Here is a 19,712-nt window from a genome sequence, read left to right as displayed (position 1 = left end):
TCCAAACATATTGTGTTTATATATGTTAAATAAAATTCCCCTTTAACATGTTTTCAGCTTTATTTGTAATACCTTTCTAAAAAAGTAGTGGTTGTATTACCAGCTTGAAATTGCTCATGTTCCACAACAGCTAATAACATAGGGATATTTGTTTTAATACCAGAAATTTTATACTGAGATAATGCAAGTTTTAATCGATCGATCGCTTCTGCTCTTGATGAGCCATGAACGATGAGCTTTGCAATCATTGGATCGTAAAATGGTGTGACGTCATAGTTGCTATGCACTGAAATTTCGTTACGGATATATTCTCCCTCTGGCGGTTGAAATACATCAATCCGCCCAGGTGAAGGGAAAAACGTCTTCGGATCTTCTGCATAAACTCTTGCTTCTATGGCATGACCCTGAATCGAAAGTTCTTGTTGTGCTAGCTTTAACGATTGACCACTTGCTATTTCCAGCTGTTTTTCTACAATATCCACTCCTGTTATTTCTTCTGTTATTGGATGTTCTACTTGAATCCGTGTATTCATTTCTAAAAAGTAAAAATTCTCCTGCTTATCTACTAAAAACTCGATAGTACCAGCGTTTGTATATGCCAAAGCTTCTGCTGCCTGAACTGCTTTTTTACCCATTTCTTTCCTAGTTGCATCGGAAATAAATGGAGATGGTGCTTCTTCAATCACTTTTTGATTTCTCCGCTGAATTGAACATTCGCGTTCAAATAAATGAACTACATTCCCATGATGATCAGCTAGCACTTGAATCTCAATATGTCTGGTATCTTCCAACTTTTTTTCAATAAACATTGATCCATCACCAAATAAGCTTTGGGCTCGTTTAGCATTATTTGTAAATGCCGATTTCAGTTCAGCTTCGGAATGCACTACTTGCATGCCAACTCCCCCGCCTCCTGCAGATGCTTTTACCATTACTGGGTAGCCAATTTGACTAGCATATAAAGCAGCCTCTTCCACTGTTGCAACAGCTCCGTCCGTTCCAGGAACAACAGGAACTCCTGCTGCTTGCATTGCTCGTCTAGCTTCAATTTTACTCCCCATTTTTTTTATAACATCACTTCTCGGGCCAATAAACAATAATCCAGCTTGTTCACATTGTTCAGCAAACTCGGCGTTTTCACTTAAAAACCCATAGCCAGGATGGATAGCGTCAGCCTTCACGTCTTTTGCTATTTCAATGATTTTTTCTGCATTTAAATAGCTCTCCTGCACTCTAGGAGGACCAATTAAATAGCTTTCATCCGCCATTTCCACGTGAGGTGCGTATTGATCAGCTTCTGAATAGATGCTAACTGTTCGAATATTTAATTTTTTACACGTGTGAATAATTCGTGCGGCAATCTCTCCTCGATTTGCGATAACAATTTTATTGATCATGATCTGCCCCCTCTTCACTTAGGCTTCGCATTGCCATTTCTTTCAAGCGGTATTTTTGAATTTTTCCACTTGCTGTCATAGGATATTGGTCTACAAATGCAATATACTTCGGTATTTTATGCCACGATATATTCCCTTCACAAAAAGTTCTTATGTCCGCTTTGGTTATTTTTCTATTTTCTTTAGGTATAATCCAAGCCATTATTTCTTCGCCATATTTTTCATCTGGAACTCCAACTATTTGGACATCGAGAACATCTGGATGCTGGTATAAAAATTCTTCAATTTCGCGCGGATAAATGTTTTCACCACCACGGATAATCATATCCTTCATGCGACCAGTAATTTCTAAGTAACCGTCTGGTCGCATCAAGGCTAAATCTCCAGTATGCAACCAGCCCTCTTCATCGATTGCAAGCTTGGTTGCCTCTGGATTATTATAATATCCTTTCATCACATGATACCCTCGTGTCACCAATTCGCCAGGAACTCCTTTTGTTTGCTCTTTGTTTGTTCCCGGAATAACTATTTTCACTTCTACATTTGGATGAGGTGTTCCAACTGTACTTACTCGTAACTCAATTGGGTCATCTGTTTTCGTCTGACTAATAACTGGAGATGCTTCTGTCTGGCCATATGCTATAGTTATTTCATCTGCTCCCATCTTTTCCATTACTTTCGTCATTACTTCCATCGGACAAGGAGAGCCTGACATAATACCCGTCCTTAAACTGGACAAATCATACCGCTCAAAATGGGGATGATTCAGCTCGGCAATAAACATCGTCGGTACGCCATGCAAAGCTGTACATCGTTCTTGAGAAACGGCTGCTAAAACTTTCTCGGGATGGAATTGTTCCACTAAAACCATGGTTGCTCCTTTGGAAACAGCAGCTAATACGCCTAATACACAACCAAAGCAATGAAAAAATGGAACTGGAATACACAATCTGTCCTCATTTGTTAGCTTCATGCAATCGGCAATTTGGTTTCCATTATTAACAATATTATGATGTGTTAACATAACCCCCTTTGGAAACCCTGTTGTACCTGAGGTGTATTGCATATTAATAACTTCATGTTCTGTTAAACTCGTTTTCCGTTCCCATAAATCCTCATCTGATATTTCTTTTGCCGCATTCAACACATCATGCCAATTATAAGCAAAAGGATAACTAGTACTTCCTAGAATAATAATATTTTTCAGCTTCGGTAAAGCTTTCGATTGCAAGTTCCCTGGTGTTGCTGCTTCCAATTCTGGACAAATGCTTTTTAAAACTTCAATATAGGAAGTTCCTTTATAATTTTCTGCCATCATTAAAGTGTTCGTATCGGACTGCTCCAATAGATACTGCAATTCACTAGCCTGATAGTTTGTATTTACAGTCACTAACACAGCGCCCATTTTTCCGGTTGCAAATTGTGTAGTCAACCATTCTGGTTTATTATCTGACCAAATAGCAACATGTTCTCCCTTGTCAATCCCCAATGCCATTAGGCCTTTTGCTGCTTGGTTAACTTCTTGATTAAATTCCTGATATGTTTTTCTAAGTTTTAATTCTGGGTAGACAACCGCCTCATGCTCCGGATATAATTTTACTTGTTCCTCTAAAAGCTCTCCCACGGTAACATGTAAAAGTGACATGAATATCCCCCCGCTCCTTTAACACCCTAAGTGTCTCGCAATAACTAGGCGCTGAATTTCTGAAGTTCCTTCTCCAATCTCCAACAACTTTGCATCACGTAAATAACGTTCCACTTCATACTCGCGCATATAACCATAACCACCATGAATTTGAATCGCTTGATTCGCTGCACGAAAAGCAGTTTCTGTAGCATATAACTTTGCAAAAGAAGCTTCTTTGCCGAAGGGCTTATCTTCATCTTTCAACCAGGCAGCTTTATGTACCATATTTCTAGCTAACTCCACTTCCATCGCCATGTCAGCTAATTTAAATTGGATCGCCTGAAAATCAGAAATTGCTTTACCAAACTGCTTTCGCTCTTTTGCATAGGCTAACGCTTTTTCTAGTGAGGCTTGGGCAATCCCTACACCAAGGGCAGCTATTGATATACGGCCTCCATCTAGTGTGTACAGGAACTGTTTAAACCCTTTTTCTGGATCTCCTAACAGGTTTTCTTTAGGTACGCGCACATTGTCTAGCACAATTTCGGCCGTATCTGAACCACGAACTCCCATTTTGTCGTAATTACTTGTGATTGTAAGCCCTTTTGTGTCGGTCGGAACAATGATAGCAGAAATAATATTTTTATCTCGACTATCCTTTCCGGTGACAACGGTTACAATAAGTGTTTCCGCATAACTTGCATTCGTTATATAGCACTTCTCTCCGTTAATAACGTATTCGTCACCGTCTACCATTGCAGTTGTCTTCGTTCCGCCAGCGTCTGAACCAGCGTTGGGCTCTGTTAGTCCAAATGCCCCAAGCGCTTTCCCTTCAGCTAATGGAACTAAATATTGCTGTTTTTGTGCTTCTGTGCCGAAGTAATATATTGGGCTTGCACCTAATGAAACAGCTGCAGCATAGCTTAACCCTGTACTCCCGCAAACACGGCCAATCTCTTCTACTGCTAATGCATAAGATAATGTATCTCCGCCAGATCCACCATATGCTTCTGGAAAAGGGATTCCTAATAACCCAAGCTCGCCTAACTGCTTAAAAATATCAACTGGAAAAGTAGCTGTTTTATCAATTTCAATCGCACGCGGCTTAATAACCGACTCGGCAAAATCCCTTACCATCTTCTGAATCATTGTTTGTTCTTCCGTTAATGAAAAATTCATGAGCATCCCCCTTGTAAATTCGGCAGTTTGTCTCCTATCGATATTACTCGGACCAGACCGACTGGTTGGTCTTTGCTTACCAAATGATCATTCCCATACATCTGTATCATCGCGTATTACTCGATTATGTGACTTAAAACTAATAGCTTCGTTTGGCAAAATAGCTTGTAATATAAGCTCGATAAATATATCACTGATTTCATCAATTGTGTTCTTCCCTTTTGGTTGATACCATTTATACGTCCAATTAACCATTCCTAATATTGCCATACCTGTTATTTCAACAGGTAAGTCTCTGCGAAACTCCCCATTTGCTTGGCCTTCCGTAATGGTTTGCAGGATTAGTTGCTTAAATTGATCTCTTTTTTGTTTAATTTGCTGTTCATACTCTGGATTCAAATAAATACTTTCCTGATAAAACACGGAAATATGAGGTTTGTAAATGTCAAATACTTTTACAAAATCTTTAATAATTGCTTTTAATTTGTCTGTAGGAGAAATGCAGCTATTATTTGCGTATGCTGCTTTTTCGAGTACATAGCTAATAAACGCATCGTGAATAACGTAAAGTAATTCTTCTTTAGAAGTGAAATGGTGATAAAATCCACCTTTGGACGTTTCCGCTTTTTGTACAATTTCATTTACCGTTACACCATGAAAGCCTTTCTTCTCAAACAACAATAATGAGGATTGAATAATTCTTTCTCGTAAATCCGTTCCCGATCCCCCCTTTCTTGTATACGTTTACATTATCATAGTTAGCAGAAATTTTAAAGTGTTTATACGAATTCAATTAGTTACGATGCATAAAAACTTAGCGGTTTAATGGCGGAATGACTTCTACCATTAAACCGCCCTTGGCTTTTGATTCATCATACAAAAGAAGCAAAGAGGGGAGATTAAATTTCTTCTTCGTATTCGAATGGTTGTTCGTAACGAATTTGTTTCCAAGTCTCGATGACTTCTCCGTGGTTATCTGTATCTATGATAAATGAGCCATTACTGTACCTATCACTGTTGGATAATTCAAGTGGGAATACATGATGTACCTCGCCGTCTTCTGTTTTAAATTGAATTGTATCTTGCTCCTTGACTAGGAAAAACCCACGTATCCGATGTGGCTTGCTTTTCAGCTCACGTAGCATTTGGAGTCCTCGCTTGGCTCGACTCGTTTTTTCAAATAAACTTAGTTTCATTCGTTTACATGCACCTCGTTGCGTGAGAATAACTAACGAAGGATCTGATAAATCATCAAATACTTGACCACTTACCACTTGTTCGTCTTCTTTTAACTGAATAGCTTTTACGCCAGCTGCTCTTTGGCCAACCACTGATATTTCAGATTCATGATACCATAACCCGTAGCCTTTATCGGAAGCAACGAACACATCTTTGTTACCATCTGTTTGATGGACATTAATTACTTCGTCCCCAGCTTTTAGATTAAGAGCGATGAGCGCTTTTCCATGTCGTTGAGCTTCATAAAGTTTAAATTGACTTCGTTTTACCATACCGTTTTTCGTGAAAAATAATAAGTAGTTATTTTCAGGAAACTGGCGCACCGGAATACAATTTATTATTTTTTCCTCTTTCTCTAACGCAACAATATTAGAGAGATGCTGTCCGATGTCTTTCCAACGTATATCAGGTAATTCATGAACAGGTATATAAATATATTTTCCTTTGTTGGTGAACAGAAGCACTTTATCCGTAGTATTCAATTCAGCTAAACAAATAATATGATCCCCATCCTTCATGGCGAAATCTTCACCGTTAGAAGCGCTATAGGATCGCAAACTGGTACGCTTTACATAGCCATCTTTCGTAACAGACAACAACACATCCTCGCTAGCAACCACCACTTCAATATCAATCTTCAGTTCTTCAATTTCATCTTCTATGATCGTTAATCGCGGGGAACCATATGTTCTTTTCAATTTTCTTAAGTCTTTTTTAATGGTTTGTAATAGTTGCTTTTCACTGCCTAAAATGAGCTCCAATTCTTTAATCCGCTCTTTTAAAGCTTTTGCTTCTTGCTCAAGCGATGTAATATCCGTATTAGTTAACCGATAAAGCTGTAACATGACAATAGCTTCTGCTTGCGGCTCAGTGAAAGAATAGTTGGTAATTAGCTGTTGCTTTGCATCCTGTTTATCCTTAGACGAGCGAATTGTTTGGATGACTTCATCCAAAATAGAAATCGCTTTGATTAATCCCTCTACGATATGAGCGCGGTCTTTTGCTTTTTTTAAGTCAAAAGTAGTTTGTCTCGTTACCACTTCTTTTTGGTGGGCAATATATGATTTTAGTAGCTGATTTAACGATAATTGTTGTGGCGTTTTATCTTGAATAGCAACCATATTAAAATGATACGTTATTTGCAAATCCGTATTCTTAAATAAGTAATTTAATACTCCTTCTGCGTTGACATCTTTTTTTAACTCGATAACAACTCGTAAACCTGTACGATCCGTTTCATCGCGAACTTCTGCAATTCCTTCTACTTTACGGTCAATTCGTAATTCATCTATTTTTTTAACCATACTAGCTTTATTTACTTCATAAGGGATCTCATCAATAATAATCTGTTCTCGACTACCGCGAACAGATTCAATTCTCGTTTTTCCACGGACCACTATTTTGCCGCGTCCTGTTTCGTATGCTTTTTTTATCCCATCTTTTCCTTGAATAATCCCGCCGGTAGGAAAATCAGGTCCTTTCATAACCTTCATTAATTCTTCTGTGGTTACAGAAGGCTTATCAATTTTAAGGATGACTGCATCTAATACTTCTGCTAAATTATGTGGCGGAATATCTGTTGCATATCCAGCAGAAATTCCAGTCGATCCATTTACAAGCAGATTAGGGAATTTAGCCGGTAAGACAACTGGTTCTGTGTCAGTATCATCAAAATTAGGAATAAAATCAACGGTATCTTTATCAATATCCCGCAGTAACTCAGAAGCGATACTTGAAAGCCTTGCTTCTGTATAACGCATTGCAGCTGGTGGATCACCATCAATACTTCCGTTGTTTCCGTGCATTTCAACTAAGACATTTCTAACTTTCCAATCTTGGCTTAGTCGAACCATGGCTTCATAAACAGAAGTGTCTCCATGAGGATGATAATTCCCAATTACTGTTCCCACCGTTTTAGCTGATTTTCGAAAATTTTTATCATGTGTATTTTTTTCTTCATGCATCGCATAGAGAATTCTTCGTTGCACTGGTTTTAAACCGTCTCTGGCATCAGGTAATGCTCGATCCTGAATAATATATTTGCTGTACCTTCCAAATCGGTCACCTATCACTTCTTCTAACGGAAGGTCTAAATATGTTCCTGGTTGCGTCAAACCAAGCCCTCCTTAAAAATTATTCATCTGTTTGAATTTTATCATTTTCTAAAATGTTAGTCGCATCATCCAAGCCAAATTCCACGTTTCCTTCAATCCATTTTCTACGCGGTTCCACTTTATTACCCATTAATGTTGTTACACGACGCTCAGCTCGAGCAAGATCATCAATAGTTACTCGTATTAGCGTGCGTGACTCGGGGTTCATAGTTGTTTCCCAAAGCTGGTCAGCATTCATTTCTCCTAGCCCTTTATAGCGTTGCAATGTATATCCATTTTTAAACTGCTGAATGACTCGCTTCATTTCTTTTTCATCCCATGCATATGCTATTTGCTTCTTCTTCCCTTTTCCTTTTGCAATTTGATATAGAGGTGGCAAAGCAATATATACTTTACCAGCTTCCACGAGCGGTCGCATATATCGGTAAAAAAACGTAAGCAGTAAGACTTGGATATGTGCGCCATCTGTATCCGCATCCGTCATAATAATAATTTTGTCGTACTGCACATCTTCTAAATCGAAGTCACCACCAACACCGGCGCCAATGGTATGAATAATCGTTGAAATTTCTTCATTTTTAAAAACATCTTCCAGCTTTGCCTTTTCAGTATTAATCACTTTTCCACGTAATGGAAGCACAGCTTGAAACTTGCGATCTCTACCTTGCTTCGCAGAACCGCCAGCTGAATCCCCCTCAACAAGGTATAATTCATTTCGTTTGGCATTTTTAGATTGAGCCGGGGTAAGCTTTCCACTTAGTAACGTTTCTTTTCTTCTACGCTTCTTTCCTGACCTTGCTTCTTCGCGTGCCTTTCTTGCAGCTTCTCTCGCTTCTTTTGCTTTTATCGCTTTTCTAATAAGTGAATTAGCTATATCTGGATTTTCTTCAAGAAAATAGGTTAACTTTTCAGACACAACCGCATCAACGACCGAACGAGCCTCTGGTGTACCTAGTTTCCCCTTTGTTTGCCCTTCAAATTGTAATTTTTGCTCAGGGACACGCACTGAAACAATAGCTGTAAACCCTTCTCGAATATCCGTACCTTCTAGATTTTTATCTTTTTCTTTCAGCAATCCTGTACGTTTTGCATAGTCATTAAAGGTCCTTGTAACCGCTGTTCGTGCACCAGATTCATGTGTTCCTCCATCTTTTGTTCGGACATGGTTAACAAAAGAAAGCATGCTCTCCGCAAAGCCATCGTTAAATTGAAAAGCAAAATCCACTTCAATTCCTTGCTGTTCCCCTTCAAATGCTACGACAGAATGAAGTGTATCTTTTTCCTCGTTTAAATACTCGACAAAAGCTTTCAAGCCATCTGGAAATTGATATTTTTCCATTTGGTCATGTCTTAAATCGTGTAATTCGATCGTCAAACCTTTTAATAAAAAAGCAGACTCTCGCAAACGTTCCGATAACGTTTCATAGTCATACACCGTGGAAGTAAAAATAACGGGATCAGGTTTAAAATGAATCGTTGAACCGGACTGTTTCGTTGATCCCTTTTTTTCTAATGTGCCTACAGGCTTCCCACCGTTTTCGAAGCGCTGAAAATACGTCTTTCCATCACGATGGATAGTAACCTCAAGCCATTCGGACAATGCGTTTACTACAGATGCACCAACACCATGTAGTCCTCCACTTGTCTTATAACCGCCCTGTCCGAATTTACCTCCCGCATGTAAAATGGTAAAAATAACCTCTAACGTTGGCTTCCCAGAGCGATGCATACCAGTAGGAATACCTCGCCCATAGTCTGTTACGGAAATGCTATTATCTTTATGTATTGTTACTTTAATGACATCGCCAAATCCAGCCAAGGCCTCGTCTACCGCATTATCTACAATTTCAAACACGAGATGATGCAGTCCCCTATGATCTGTACTTCCAATATACATTCCTGGCCGTTTGCGTACAGCCTCAAGGCCTTCTAGAACTTGGATCGAGTCATCGCTATATGAAATAGGTTGTTTTGTCACTCCGTACCTGCTCCTTTCATTTCTGTAAATACTATATTAGAACGAACGTTTGTTTATGTAAAGAAGAAAGGGAATCCTACATTTGTGCATCATTCTTTTTTCCTTTAAAAAGTGTGTTGATTATCGTCCAGGGAGGTAGTTCGGGAGATAGCGAGAGTTCAACCACCGGAGCCTATGCTCATCCTCCTCTGAGATAGCTATACCACATAAGGTTATGACCAAAAGACCTATACACAGAAATAAATTTCCCTCTAAGCTAGATCTTCCACTCATCCTACTTGGATTCCCTTTGTAGGACGAAAGAGTTGCATAAGTTAATAACACTGTGGGAAATTTTCTTTATATCTCATACAAAAACAAAGGGCCCTTATTTCAGCAACATATTCTTCCTATTTTAACCATCATTACTAAATATACTATAGAGACAAGTGGCTTGTTTTGCAAGAATGATTTATATACAGAGTCTTTCAAATGTATATGGGAGCTACTTTCCCCCATTTCATTTTCTATAACATAACATTGATTTTAAAGAACTTTACCTGTATATAAGGTGCTAGAAAAATCCAGCTTCATCTATGGAGACAATCTGTACATTAGCAATGTGTAATTAGGGAATGGGTTTTTCCAGAAGGCTAGATAAAATATTCATCATATGTCTTTGTTTAAACTATTCTTGCCCTTATCTCCCAATCGATTGCCTTGTTCTGTTGTTCAGCAAGAATACGAATATAATAAATAGACCTAAATTATAAATAATTAGTGCTTCGTGACAATAAGGAGTTTTTTGGGAAAACAAGTAGTCAACTTGTGCCGCTATGATGCCATTACGTCATGAAGGATACGACGTCGGTAATCATACTAATAATACAGATATTATTGCGACGTAAAATAGTAAGTTAACAGGTAATAACCATCTCAGCATGAGAAAAGGATGACGTATGACTGTCACCCTTATACTTGTCCTATTTTTTCACCAATACAGCATGCACCACTTTGATACACAGATCCATTATAACGGTAAAGTCATGCTGTTTTAAATAGTGATATGCTTCTTCATTCATAATACCTTGTTGGGCCCAAAAAATTTTACAATTTGTTTGGGTGGCCTCTTTAGCAATTTCTGGTAAGAATTCTGACCTTCGAAAGATATTAATTATATCAATCGGCTCTGGGACTTCTGTTAATGAAGCATAAGCTTTTTCCCCCAGGACTTCCTCTACTGTAGGGTTAACAGGAATGATTCGGTAACCCTCTTGCTGCATGATTTTTGCAATTTGATAAGACGTTCGTTCTGGATTATTTGATAATCCTACGACAGCAATTGTTTTTGCAGAAGTTAAAATTTGTTTCAACTCTTCGTTTGTTGGATTTTCCCACGTCATGTAATGCCCTCCTTATGGTTATTCAAGCAACCCTTGTTCCATTAGAAACTCTCTTGCTACCTTTTCCGGAGACTGATCCTCATAATCTACAAGGTAATTCATTTTCCTCATTTGCTCATCCGTTATTTTTCCACCAAGCTGGTTCAATATCCCTTCTAGCTCAGGATATGCTTTCAGTGTTTCATTGCGCAACAGTGGCGCACCTTGATATGGTGGAAATAAATTCTTTGTATCTTCTAAAGCGACTAAGTCGAGCTCTTCCATATAACTATCGGTAGCGTATGCGTCAATTATATCCACTTCCCCTGATATTATGGCTTCTTGTCTGAGCCCAGGGTCCATGGTATTTACATCCGAAATATTCAAGTCATATACGTCCTGCATTCCAACATAACCATCGTATCTATCCTTGAATTCCAATGTAAACCCAGCTGTCAGCTGTTCTTCCACTTGTTTTAAATCTTCCATCGTTTCCAGGTTATACCGTTCAGCTATTTCTTTCGTCGTTGCTATAGTGTACGTATTATTATAGTCCATTGGCTTTAAATATGCCATATCAAACTGTTCTTTCATTCCCTCTTTTGCTTGTTGATACACCTCTTTTTCCTTTTGGCTAGTTGCATTTTCTTCTAGATGGGTAACAATAGCAGTACCACTAAATTCCGGATAAATATCAATACTCCCTTGTTCTAATGCATTGAATACAAATGCTGTTTTTCCTAAGTTCGGCTTTAATTGAACATTTAAATCCGTATCCGCTTCAATTAATTGCTTATACATATTCATTAAAATTGCTGGCTCCGAACCTAATTTCCCTCCAATAACGATGTCTTCTTGCTTGTCTGATTGAATGATAAACGGTGTTACGACAATGAGTACAGCAATAAGCAACATGGCTATCAGGGATTTAACGCCAGCTTTTTTGGAAATACGTTCAAATCCTCGTAAAATACCATCTAAAACGATGGCGAGCAAAGCGGCAGGTATAGCTCCTAATAAAATAAGATGAACATCTGCTCCACGGTCTAGGCCTAATAAAATGATTTCACCTAAACCACCTGCACCAATTAAAGCTGCTAATGTCGTTGTACCAACAATCAATACCATAGACGTTCGAACACCTGCCATCATCACGGGCATCGCAATTGGTAATTCGATCTTTACTAACCGTTTAAATGAATTCATGCCCATTCCTGTTGCAGCTTCAATATAAGCTTGGTCAACCTCCTTAATTCCTGTATAGCTATTTCGCAAAATTGGTAATAGTCCATAAGCAGTTAAAGCAATAACAGCTGGTAAAGTTCCAATACCAAAAAAAGGGATCAGAAAGGCCAATACCGCAAGACTTGGAATCGTTTGTAATATAGCAGTAAGACCGATGATTGGCTCAGCTACTCTTGGGTATCTTGTTAAGATCAGCCCTAAAGGGACGGCAATTGAAATTGCAATAATTAATGAAATAAGCGATATTTGCAAATGCTCCCAAATGGTTTCAACGAGCATCCCTTGGCGATTTTGAAATACCGTTATAAAGTCATTCATTGGTTAAGCCCCCTGTTAAATGAGACTTAGTCTTTAAATATATAATTATGTCGCGATAGCGAAGGACACCAACAAGCCTGTCACCCTTTAATACAGGAAAAAATTCCTGTTTCTTTCCTTCTGTAACTTCAACCACATCAGACAAGGGAAGGTCATGTCGTAAATAGGTTCCTTCCGTTATCGTACCGTTTGCTGCTATTCCTACATATTTATTATACTCATCCTGTATAATATACACTTGGTCAGAATAATAGTCCCCTTGTTCAAAGGCATCTTCCTGTATAACGTAGTTCTGTGCTGAAACAGTAATAGCTTCAACAGGCGTTTCCCAAGGTGACTTATCTTTGCCAATGAATTCTTTTACGAATGAGGTTTCTGGATAACGTACAAGGTTTTCCGGAGTGTCCAATTGAACAATTTCCCCATGATTCATTAAGCATACACGATCACCTAATGCCATCGCTTCTTTTATATCATGGGTGACAAATAGAATGGTCTTTTTCACTTCTTGTTGCAATGCTTGAATATCTGCTTGTAATTGTTGTCTGCTTATCGGATCTAATGCGCTAAACGGCTCGTCCATTAAAATAATGTCTGGGTCCCCCGCCAAAGCCCGAATCACTCCGATACGTTGTTGCTGTCCCCCAGAAAGCTCTCTTGGCAGCTTTTTTTTATAGGTAGCTGGATCGAGTCCGACCATTTCTAATAGCTCAGCTGTTCGCTTACGAATTTTTTGTCGCTTCCATTTTTTTAATTCAGGGACAACAGCAATATTTTCTTCTATGGTCATGTGTGGAAATAGCGCAATTTCTTGTAACACATAACCAATATTCCATCGCAATTGATCAACGGGGAAAGCAGTAATATTTTCCCCTTTTATGTATATGTCACCGGATGTCGGTTCCATGAGACGATTGACCATTTTTATCGTGGTTGTTTTACCGCAACCGCTTGGTCCGATTAAAGTAACAAACTCTCCTTTTTGAACGCAAAACGAAATATCTTTTACAGCTTCTGTTCCATCTTGATAATTTTTATGAACTCGGTTAAATTCAATCATAACAGGCCTCCTTATTTAATTCCTAAGCCGTTTATATTTTCTTTTTCAGATATATTTTCAGCTATTTATGAACGTTTATGGTATACCCTTTATAGGTCCCTAACAAACATATCACTGATTTATAGGTTCTTAAATTCCAAACTTCATGCTAAAATAAAGAACAGCGTCCTTTCATTTTGTAGTGCAAGTACAGTTAATATCTGTGATGACAAAAATAATGAAAAAACAGCAATTTCAACATCATTGATTGCTTCTCCCGGTTCACTAAAGTTTTGGCATTATTTTTGTAGAAATAAAAATACATATCTCATTACACAGAAAGTAGGAAAAAGTATGGAATATATTGTATTTGCCCTTATAGCCTATTTACTCGGATCAATTCCATCAGCCCTCATTGTTGGTAAGGTTGGGTATAACAAAGATGTACGCCAGCATGGCAGCGGTAATCTTGGAGCAACGAATACCTTTCGTGTGTTAGGTGTAAAAGCCGGAATTATAGTTACTTTGGCTGACATTTTAAAAGGTACTGTTGCAACGCTTATTCCATTATTATTTGATGCAGATGTTCATCGCCTTGTTATTGGGTTATTCGCAGTTGTAGGTCACACTTATCCGATCTTTGCCAAGTTGAAGGGTGGAAAGGCTGTAGCGACTTCTGGAGGAATCATTCTTGGAATTAATCCATTATTGTTTATTTTAATGATATCGACATTCATTTTTAGTTTGTATATTACTAAATATGTCTCGCTCTCATCCATGATAACTGGTGTTGTTACAGTTGTTCTATCATTTATATTTCGAGATACAGGGTTAATTATTGTCACCTCTTTACTAACGATTTTTGTTATATACAGGCACCGGGAAAATTTGAAACGAATAAAAAACAAAACCGAGCCCAAAATAACTTGGATGTAATTGTGGTTTAAATCAAGGTTTGCACATAACTAAACGTTCATGTAAATTCATGGAACTTCGTAAGTCATTTTAGAATAGAGCGTGGAAAAAAGTACTGTTATATACAGGTGGTTAGCTAACACGGACACTATTTGAAAACCCAAGGAAATGTGAATAGAGGTTATGTATTCTATCCTTCATTTCTAACTGCCGATTTAAACGTGTTGGTGAAGGAACTCTCCTTGTCCCATAATAATGCCGCTTTATATTTTAAAGATCGAATGAATTGTAAATTTATGAAATCAGATCTTTTGGTTTAACACCTTCGTATCTAGGTTAACGTATAAAAGCGACGATTTAAAACTTTTACAATATAATACTTTTGCTTTAGCGATATAGATATCGCCTACCTAGTATATAGATGCTGTGATGCCCCCGCTTAGGCTTTTTTTGGATAATAAAATTGGAACAAAACCTATAAATTGATTATCATTTCTTCGTAACGTATACTTTAAAAGTATAAAGAAAGGGGGTAATATGATGGATCATCAAACAAAAGCTTTTCCGATTAAACAATTACCTTCTAAAGAAAAGCGCCATCAATTATTTGGTTCTGTAAAGCCAGCCCCGCGAACAAAACCTGTTGATAAAATGCATATGGCGGATTTACAGAATACCAAAAAGGATTTTTTATTTGATTTAGATGCGGTCGGGGTAACTAAGGTAAAGAACCCTATTATGATATATAGTTCTTTAGCACCGTATACACAAACAAGTATCGGTCAATTCACGTTTACTTCCAGTTTAAAACAAACGAATAAAGGTACGAACATGAGTCGGTTTATGGAGCAATTGGCACATTACCAAAAAAACGGTTTTTCTACTGAATTAAATGTTTTAAAAAAGTTTACCAAAGAAATCGCCAAGCGTGTGGAGCAACCAGATGCAACATTAGAAGTGAACTTTCCTTGGTTTTTTGAAAGACAAGCCCCGGATACTAGTCTTACTGGCCTAAATCATGCTGATGCCGGGATTCGAATAGAATATCACGAATTAAAAGGCTTTTATATTTATTTGTCGTTATCAGTAGCAATTACAACCCTATGCCCTTGTTCTAAAGAAATAAGCGAATATAGTGCTCATAACCAACGTGGAAATGTTATAATGGAAATAAGTGTTAGTGAAGACTATCAAGAGGAAAATCTTGATTGGAAAAAAATATTACTAGAAGCAGCAGAAAGCAACGCTAGTGCAAGATTACATCCTATTTTGAAACGAACAGATGAAAAAATGGTAACAGAGCAAGCCTATGAAAACCCACGTTTTGTTGAAGATATGGTTCGATTAATAGCAGCTGATTTATATGAGACTTCCTTTATTACAAAATTTAAAGTAACCTGCCAAAACGAGGAGTCCATCCATCTGCACGATGCTATTGCTGCAGTAACTTATGATAAAACCAAAGATGTGTAAAATAAAGAAGGGGTTCTATGAAGAATATCTTCATCGGTTTAATTAAATTTTATCGTGCTGCGATCAGCCCATTTAAGCCTCCCAGTTGCCGTTTTTACCCAACGTGCTCGGAATATGGGCTCGAAGCTTACAAGCGATTTGGCGTTTTGAAAGGCACATACTTAACAATAAAACGGATTAGTAAATGCCATCCCTTTCATCCTGGCGGTATTGATCTGGTACCTGAGAAGAATAAGAAATGAAAAGGAGCTGTCACCATGGACATACAAATAAGTAAAGAAGCAGCGAAATGGTATAAAGACGAGTTAGATCTAGAAAAAAACGAGAAATACATCCGTTTTTTTGTGAGGTATGGAGGGTTTGGCGGAAATATTCCAGGGTTTTCTCTAGGAGTTAATAAAGATGAACCAGTAGAAGTCCATGCTTCCAATGAAGTAGAAAACATCACCTTTTATGTAGAAGAAAAAGATGCATGGTATTTTGAAGACAGCGATTTAAAAATTAAGTTTAGCAGAAAAAAACAAGAACCAGAAATAACTTATGTAAAAAGAGCTTAGTTTCTAAGCTCTTTTAGCCTGCCCCCGAGATGTCCTTAACTCACTTGAATAAAAGCTACACTTCATAATTGAAATCGTTCTATTTGTTGCCACTCGCCTTCTTGTTCTAATATGTATTTTTGTTTTTCTCCAAATAAGTCAAAATGTGGAAAACCATCCTTTTGATCAATCCATTCAGGCGGTAAGTCATAGCTTTTCCCCCAAAGCGCTAATTTCTGAATATCTATACAGCCTACTTTCGTCACAGTATTACAATCTGGGAATCGTTCATCCAACCAGAAATGCGTTAAGAAAGCGACTTCTCCTGCTTTGACCTTTTGTTTCCAAGTCGTTAATTCCTTACGACTAATGCCGAATGCCACGTTCCTTCTTCCCTTCTAATTGACTCTTATAGGCTTGGTGCCAATCTGGAAAAGTCTTTTTTAATGACAAAGGACGAAATGTCTCCTTATTAACGATGACATGCTCGGTTGTTCCACTAACAGCAATTTCTTCTTTCTCGTTTAAAATATGATAGCCATATACTGTACGAATTCCGTTATAAGCTTCCAACCATGTCTCCACAGTTACTTGATCACCATAACGAATTGGCTTTTTAAAATGAATTTGTGCGTTAGTAACAGGTGATACAACTTGGTGTGCTTCCATTTCTGTATATTCCAAGCCAAGGGATTCAATAAATTTAGTTCTGCCAATTTCAAACCAGACTAAATAGTTTGCATGATAGACTACTCCCATCTGATCTGTTTCTTGATAACGTACTTCAATTGGTGTTTTAATTTTTGGCAATGAAGGATTCCTCCTAGATAAAACTATTTTTCTCTTTTTAGCTTAACATATTATTGGAATTCCTTCCTCTTCCAGCTTTTACAGACAATTAAAAGTAAATAACCCTCTGCAATACAGTTCGTATCTTAAGAGGGTTAACGAAAGTATTAGTGTTGATTTTTGTACTCATCTTTAATTTCTTGTCGCATACCTTCAATAGCTTGTTCTCTTCGCTTATTCTTTTCCTTAATAGCTTCTTTTTCTTCGCCTGAAGAAAATTGCATGGTCTCATGCGCTTTTTCAATATTTTGGATCGTATCCTGCACCATTTCTTGTAATTTTTCGACATTATCACTGCGATCATCAGGATTTGGTTGATATCGATCTGACATGGAAATAACTCCTTTCATTTTTTGAATTCGTTTTTAGTTTTCCAAGATGTTGAAAATCTATACCCCTTCCTGTACTTAACTACAGCTGTTTCTCATGTATCTCTTTAATTGCAAAAAACAAGCGTAACCGCCATTTCTCACTCCGGTTACGCTTTTATCATTATGCATTTTTCCTTTGTATGTGTTTTCTTTTTGCTTCTAGCTTCTCCTCTATCTTTTCCATTAATCGTTTATCTGCTAAAATAGATTGCCGATTTTCTTGCACCAATTCATCAAATGTTCTGCCTTTTTTCAAAGAAATGGTCATCTCCTCCTTTTAAGAAGCAGGATAACCATTCTTTCATTAATATATACGTTACTTTTGTATGAGGTTTTATATTTAATGTACATCATATATTCAAAGCTCATTCACCAGCTTATTGGCCTATGTGGTCTAGGGGAAAAGGTTTTCATTTCGATGTAAGAGCTGTAAAACTCACCTAGAGAACCGCTAGAATGATACACAAAGAAGCCTAAATGAATGATAATGGCTAGTTTAGTTCCAGCCACTGGTTCACCAAGAATATCAGGTACTTGGATGATTTGTCAAACTGACCTCATTTCTGAACGTTGAAGTAGTATATATTATAAAAAGCTATCTGTCTGAACATAAAAGTCAGCAGCTAGCATTAAGATAGGCAAAAGCTTCCTTTAAATTGTGCTAATTGTTTCCACCTGTTTTAATTTACCTTACGTCAAACTACTATTTTTACATGGATTCAATTGCTTCCTTCATAAGGTCGTAATCCATGGGACCAGGATGTATTTTAGTGATTTTTCCTTGTTGGTTAATAAAGTAAGTGGTAGGCACAGCAATAATCTTATATGCACTTCGGACTTTAGCTTTTGTATCCAAAGGAATTGGATACGTATATTGATATTTTTCAATGTATTCAGCTACATTTTCTTTTTTATTTTCTAATTCTGTTAAGTTGACAGCTACCATCTCTACTTCGTCATTAAAATCATCATAAAATCTTTGCATCTCAGGCATTTCCTCGCGACATGGTGGACACCACGTTGCCCAAAAATTTAAAATCACCTTTTTCCCTCTTAGTTTGGAGAGTTGTAGTTTTTCTCCGCTCAATGTATTTAACTCAAAATCTGGTGCCATATCTCCAATATCATGGGTCTCTTGGACAGATGAAATCATTCCTCCTTTAGTATCCGTATCACCTGTTACATCATACTTATTGGCTGTAGTTGATTCTGAATCGTTCTTTTGCTGAATGTAATTGAACAGTACTCCACCAGCTAATACGAGAATAAGCAAAACACCTACTATTCTTTTAACCATAAACATATCCCCTTGCTCTTTCATGTTTGACCGGCTCTCTCTTGATCATTGTATTTCCCCTTATTGCTACTAGTTTTTCTTAGCAATCTTCTCTCATGGTAGATTAATTGACTAGCATCTGTAAAGTAAACAGTCTATATTTAGAAAAATGTTGTGGATACAGCTTGAAAAGCTTAAAATTATCTAGAATTAACAACGGTCAGAAAAGTCAATATTACAATTAAGGAAATATTTACTGAAATATTCAAATCCATCCTTTGAAAAAAGTCAGTAAACTATTGTAAATAGAAGGTTATTTTATGATGGTTATAAAAATTTTAAGAACAAAAGCACAGGTCGCCCGTTTAGCAACGTAGCGAATGGAACGAATCAACTAAAGATAAAGGAATCGTGGGGAGGCACGAACCAATGATGACTTATCGTAGGGCGATTCGTGAAGTCGCCTAGTTGCTGGGCGCTTAAGCCGGACGTCTATTCCGTTATCGGTATCCCAATGCAACAATTTTTATACTCCCTCTATATACTAACGTTTTCTCTTGTTTTCTTTGTTTTTCTTAGAATTTCATTTTGTTTTTTCTTTATCAACCATATTTAAGACGGCATAGGAATAAATTTTAATGTAGAAGGGTGCACTTAATAAGCCATCCTTCTCTTTTTGAAAAAAATGGGGATTATTACTGCTATGATTGCACCCTTATTCCCACTATACTCATGGTGACAAACCCTCCCACATCTCACAGCGTCATTTGCGCATACATTCCTTCGTTCGGTCTA

General features: G+C 37.5%; 18 protein-coding genes. 4 read left to right on the top strand and 14 right to left on the bottom strand.

Annotated features, from left to right (window positions below):
* Positions 1 to 59 precede the first annotated feature (59 nt).
* The 9 genes from D1839_RS10605 to D1839_RS10565 all read right to left on the bottom strand — a co-directional run bounded on the left by D1839_RS10605 (position 60) and on the right by D1839_RS10565 (position 13,518).
* Positions 60 to 1,397 (bottom strand): acetyl-CoA carboxylase biotin carboxylase subunit, encoded by a 1,338-nt coding sequence (locus D1839_RS10605; RefSeq protein WP_120379876.1) that lies wholly within the window; start codon positions 1,395 to 1,397, stop codon positions 60 to 62.
* Entirely contained in the window at positions 1,387 to 3,042 is a 1,656-nt protein-coding gene (locus D1839_RS10600) for an AMP-binding protein (RefSeq protein WP_120379875.1), read from the bottom strand. The genes D1839_RS10605 and D1839_RS10600 overlap by 11 nt, the downstream gene beginning before the upstream one ends.
* A gap of 18 nt (positions 3,043 to 3,060) precedes the next feature.
* The gene (locus D1839_RS10595) at positions 3,061 to 4,203 is read right to left on the bottom strand and encodes an acyl-CoA dehydrogenase family protein (RefSeq protein ID WP_120379874.1); all 1,143 of its coding nucleotides are present in this window, start codon (positions 4,201 to 4,203) and stop codon (positions 3,061 to 3,063) included.
* Between the two features lie 87 nt (positions 4,204 to 4,290).
* Complete coding sequence (locus D1839_RS10590) at positions 4,291 to 4,899, bottom strand: TetR/AcrR family transcriptional regulator (protein ID WP_286164781.1); 609 nt, start codon at positions 4,897 to 4,899, stop codon at positions 4,291 to 4,293.
* Positions 4,900 to 5,102: 203 nt separating this feature from the next.
* Positions 5,103 to 7,556 carry a DNA topoisomerase IV subunit A gene (gene parC / locus D1839_RS10585; protein WP_120379872.1) on the bottom strand — a complete coding sequence of 818 codons (2,454 nt, stop codon included), beginning with the start codon at positions 7,554 to 7,556 and terminating at the stop codon, positions 5,103 to 5,105.
* Positions 7,557 to 7,575: 19 nt separating this feature from the next.
* On the bottom strand, positions 7,576 to 9,534 hold the full coding sequence (gene parE, locus D1839_RS10580) for a DNA topoisomerase IV subunit B (RefSeq protein WP_120379871.1): 1,959 nt from the start codon (positions 9,532 to 9,534) through the stop codon (positions 7,576 to 7,578).
* A gap of 962 nt (positions 9,535 to 10,496) precedes the next feature.
* On the bottom strand, positions 10,497 to 10,916 hold the full coding sequence (locus D1839_RS10575; protein ID WP_120379870.1) for a CoA-binding protein: 420 nt from the start codon (positions 10,914 to 10,916) through the stop codon (positions 10,497 to 10,499).
* Positions 10,917 to 10,934: 18 nt separating this feature from the next.
* On the bottom strand, positions 10,935 to 12,458 hold the full coding sequence (locus D1839_RS10570) for an ABC transporter permease/substrate-binding protein (RefSeq protein WP_120379869.1): 1,524 nt from the start codon (positions 12,456 to 12,458) through the stop codon (positions 10,935 to 10,937).
* Positions 12,451 to 13,518, bottom strand: coding sequence for an ABC transporter ATP-binding protein (locus D1839_RS10565; protein WP_120379868.1), 1,068 nt, complete (start codon positions 13,516 to 13,518; stop codon positions 12,451 to 12,453). The genes D1839_RS10570 and D1839_RS10565 overlap by 8 nt, the downstream gene beginning before the upstream one ends.
* 333 nt (positions 13,519 to 13,851) lie before the next feature.
* On the opposite strand from D1839_RS10565, the gene plsY reads away from it, so the two are divergent.
* The 4 genes from plsY (at position 13,852) to D1839_RS10545 (ending at position 16,442) form a co-directional block, all read left to right on the top strand.
* Positions 13,852 to 14,433, top strand: coding sequence for a glycerol-3-phosphate 1-O-acyltransferase PlsY (gene plsY / locus D1839_RS10560; protein ID WP_120379867.1), 582 nt, complete (start codon positions 13,852 to 13,854; stop codon positions 14,431 to 14,433).
* A gap of 519 nt (positions 14,434 to 14,952) precedes the next feature.
* Complete coding sequence (folE2, locus tag D1839_RS10555) at positions 14,953 to 15,885, top strand: GTP cyclohydrolase FolE2 (RefSeq protein WP_120379866.1); 933 nt, start codon at positions 14,953 to 14,955, stop codon at positions 15,883 to 15,885.
* A gap of 17 nt (positions 15,886 to 15,902) precedes the next feature.
* Complete coding sequence (gene yidD / locus D1839_RS10550; protein WP_120379865.1) at positions 15,903 to 16,127, top strand: membrane protein insertion efficiency factor YidD; 225 nt, start codon at positions 15,903 to 15,905, stop codon at positions 16,125 to 16,127.
* Between the two features lie 15 nt (positions 16,128 to 16,142).
* Positions 16,143 to 16,442 (top strand): HesB/YadR/YfhF family protein, encoded by a 300-nt coding sequence (locus D1839_RS10545; RefSeq protein WP_120379864.1) that lies wholly within the window; start codon positions 16,143 to 16,145, stop codon positions 16,440 to 16,442.
* A 62-nt stretch (positions 16,443 to 16,504) separates the two neighbouring features.
* Here D1839_RS10545 and D1839_RS10540 read toward each other — a convergent pair whose 3' ends face one another.
* From D1839_RS10540 to D1839_RS10520, 5 genes are all read right to left on the bottom strand, one after another.
* Positions 16,505 to 16,804 carry a hypothetical protein gene (locus tag D1839_RS10540; RefSeq protein WP_120379863.1) on the bottom strand — a complete coding sequence of 100 codons (300 nt, stop codon included), beginning with the start codon at positions 16,802 to 16,804 and terminating at the stop codon, positions 16,505 to 16,507.
* A complete protein-coding gene (locus D1839_RS10535) occupies positions 16,788 to 17,231 on the bottom strand; it encodes an acyl-CoA thioesterase (protein ID WP_120379862.1) in 444 nt (147 codons plus the stop codon). The genes D1839_RS10540 and D1839_RS10535 overlap by 17 nt, the downstream gene beginning before the upstream one ends.
* Positions 17,232 to 17,377: 146 nt before the next feature.
* Entirely contained in the window at positions 17,378 to 17,602 is a 225-nt protein-coding gene (gene tlp, locus D1839_RS10530) for a small acid-soluble spore protein Tlp (RefSeq protein ID WP_120379861.1), read from the bottom strand.
* A 160-nt stretch (positions 17,603 to 17,762) separates the two neighbouring features.
* Positions 17,763 to 17,897 (bottom strand): FbpB family small basic protein, encoded by a 135-nt coding sequence (locus D1839_RS10525; protein WP_199690069.1) that lies wholly within the window; start codon positions 17,895 to 17,897, stop codon positions 17,763 to 17,765.
* Between the two features lie 453 nt (positions 17,898 to 18,350).
* Positions 18,351 to 18,938: a TlpA family protein disulfide reductase gene (locus D1839_RS10520; protein WP_120379927.1), complete on the bottom strand. Its 588-nt coding sequence runs from the start codon at positions 18,936 to 18,938 to the stop codon at positions 18,351 to 18,353.
* Positions 18,939 to 19,712 lie beyond the last annotated feature (774 nt).

The sequence above is a fragment of the Roseburia sp. 1XD42-34 genome (assembly GCF_009917385.1).
Classification (GTDB): Bacteria; Bacillota; Bacilli; order Bacillales; family Amphibacillaceae; genus Virgibacillus.
Note: the sequence above shows the minus strand (reverse complement) of the source record. Positions and strands in the feature narration are given on the sequence as shown.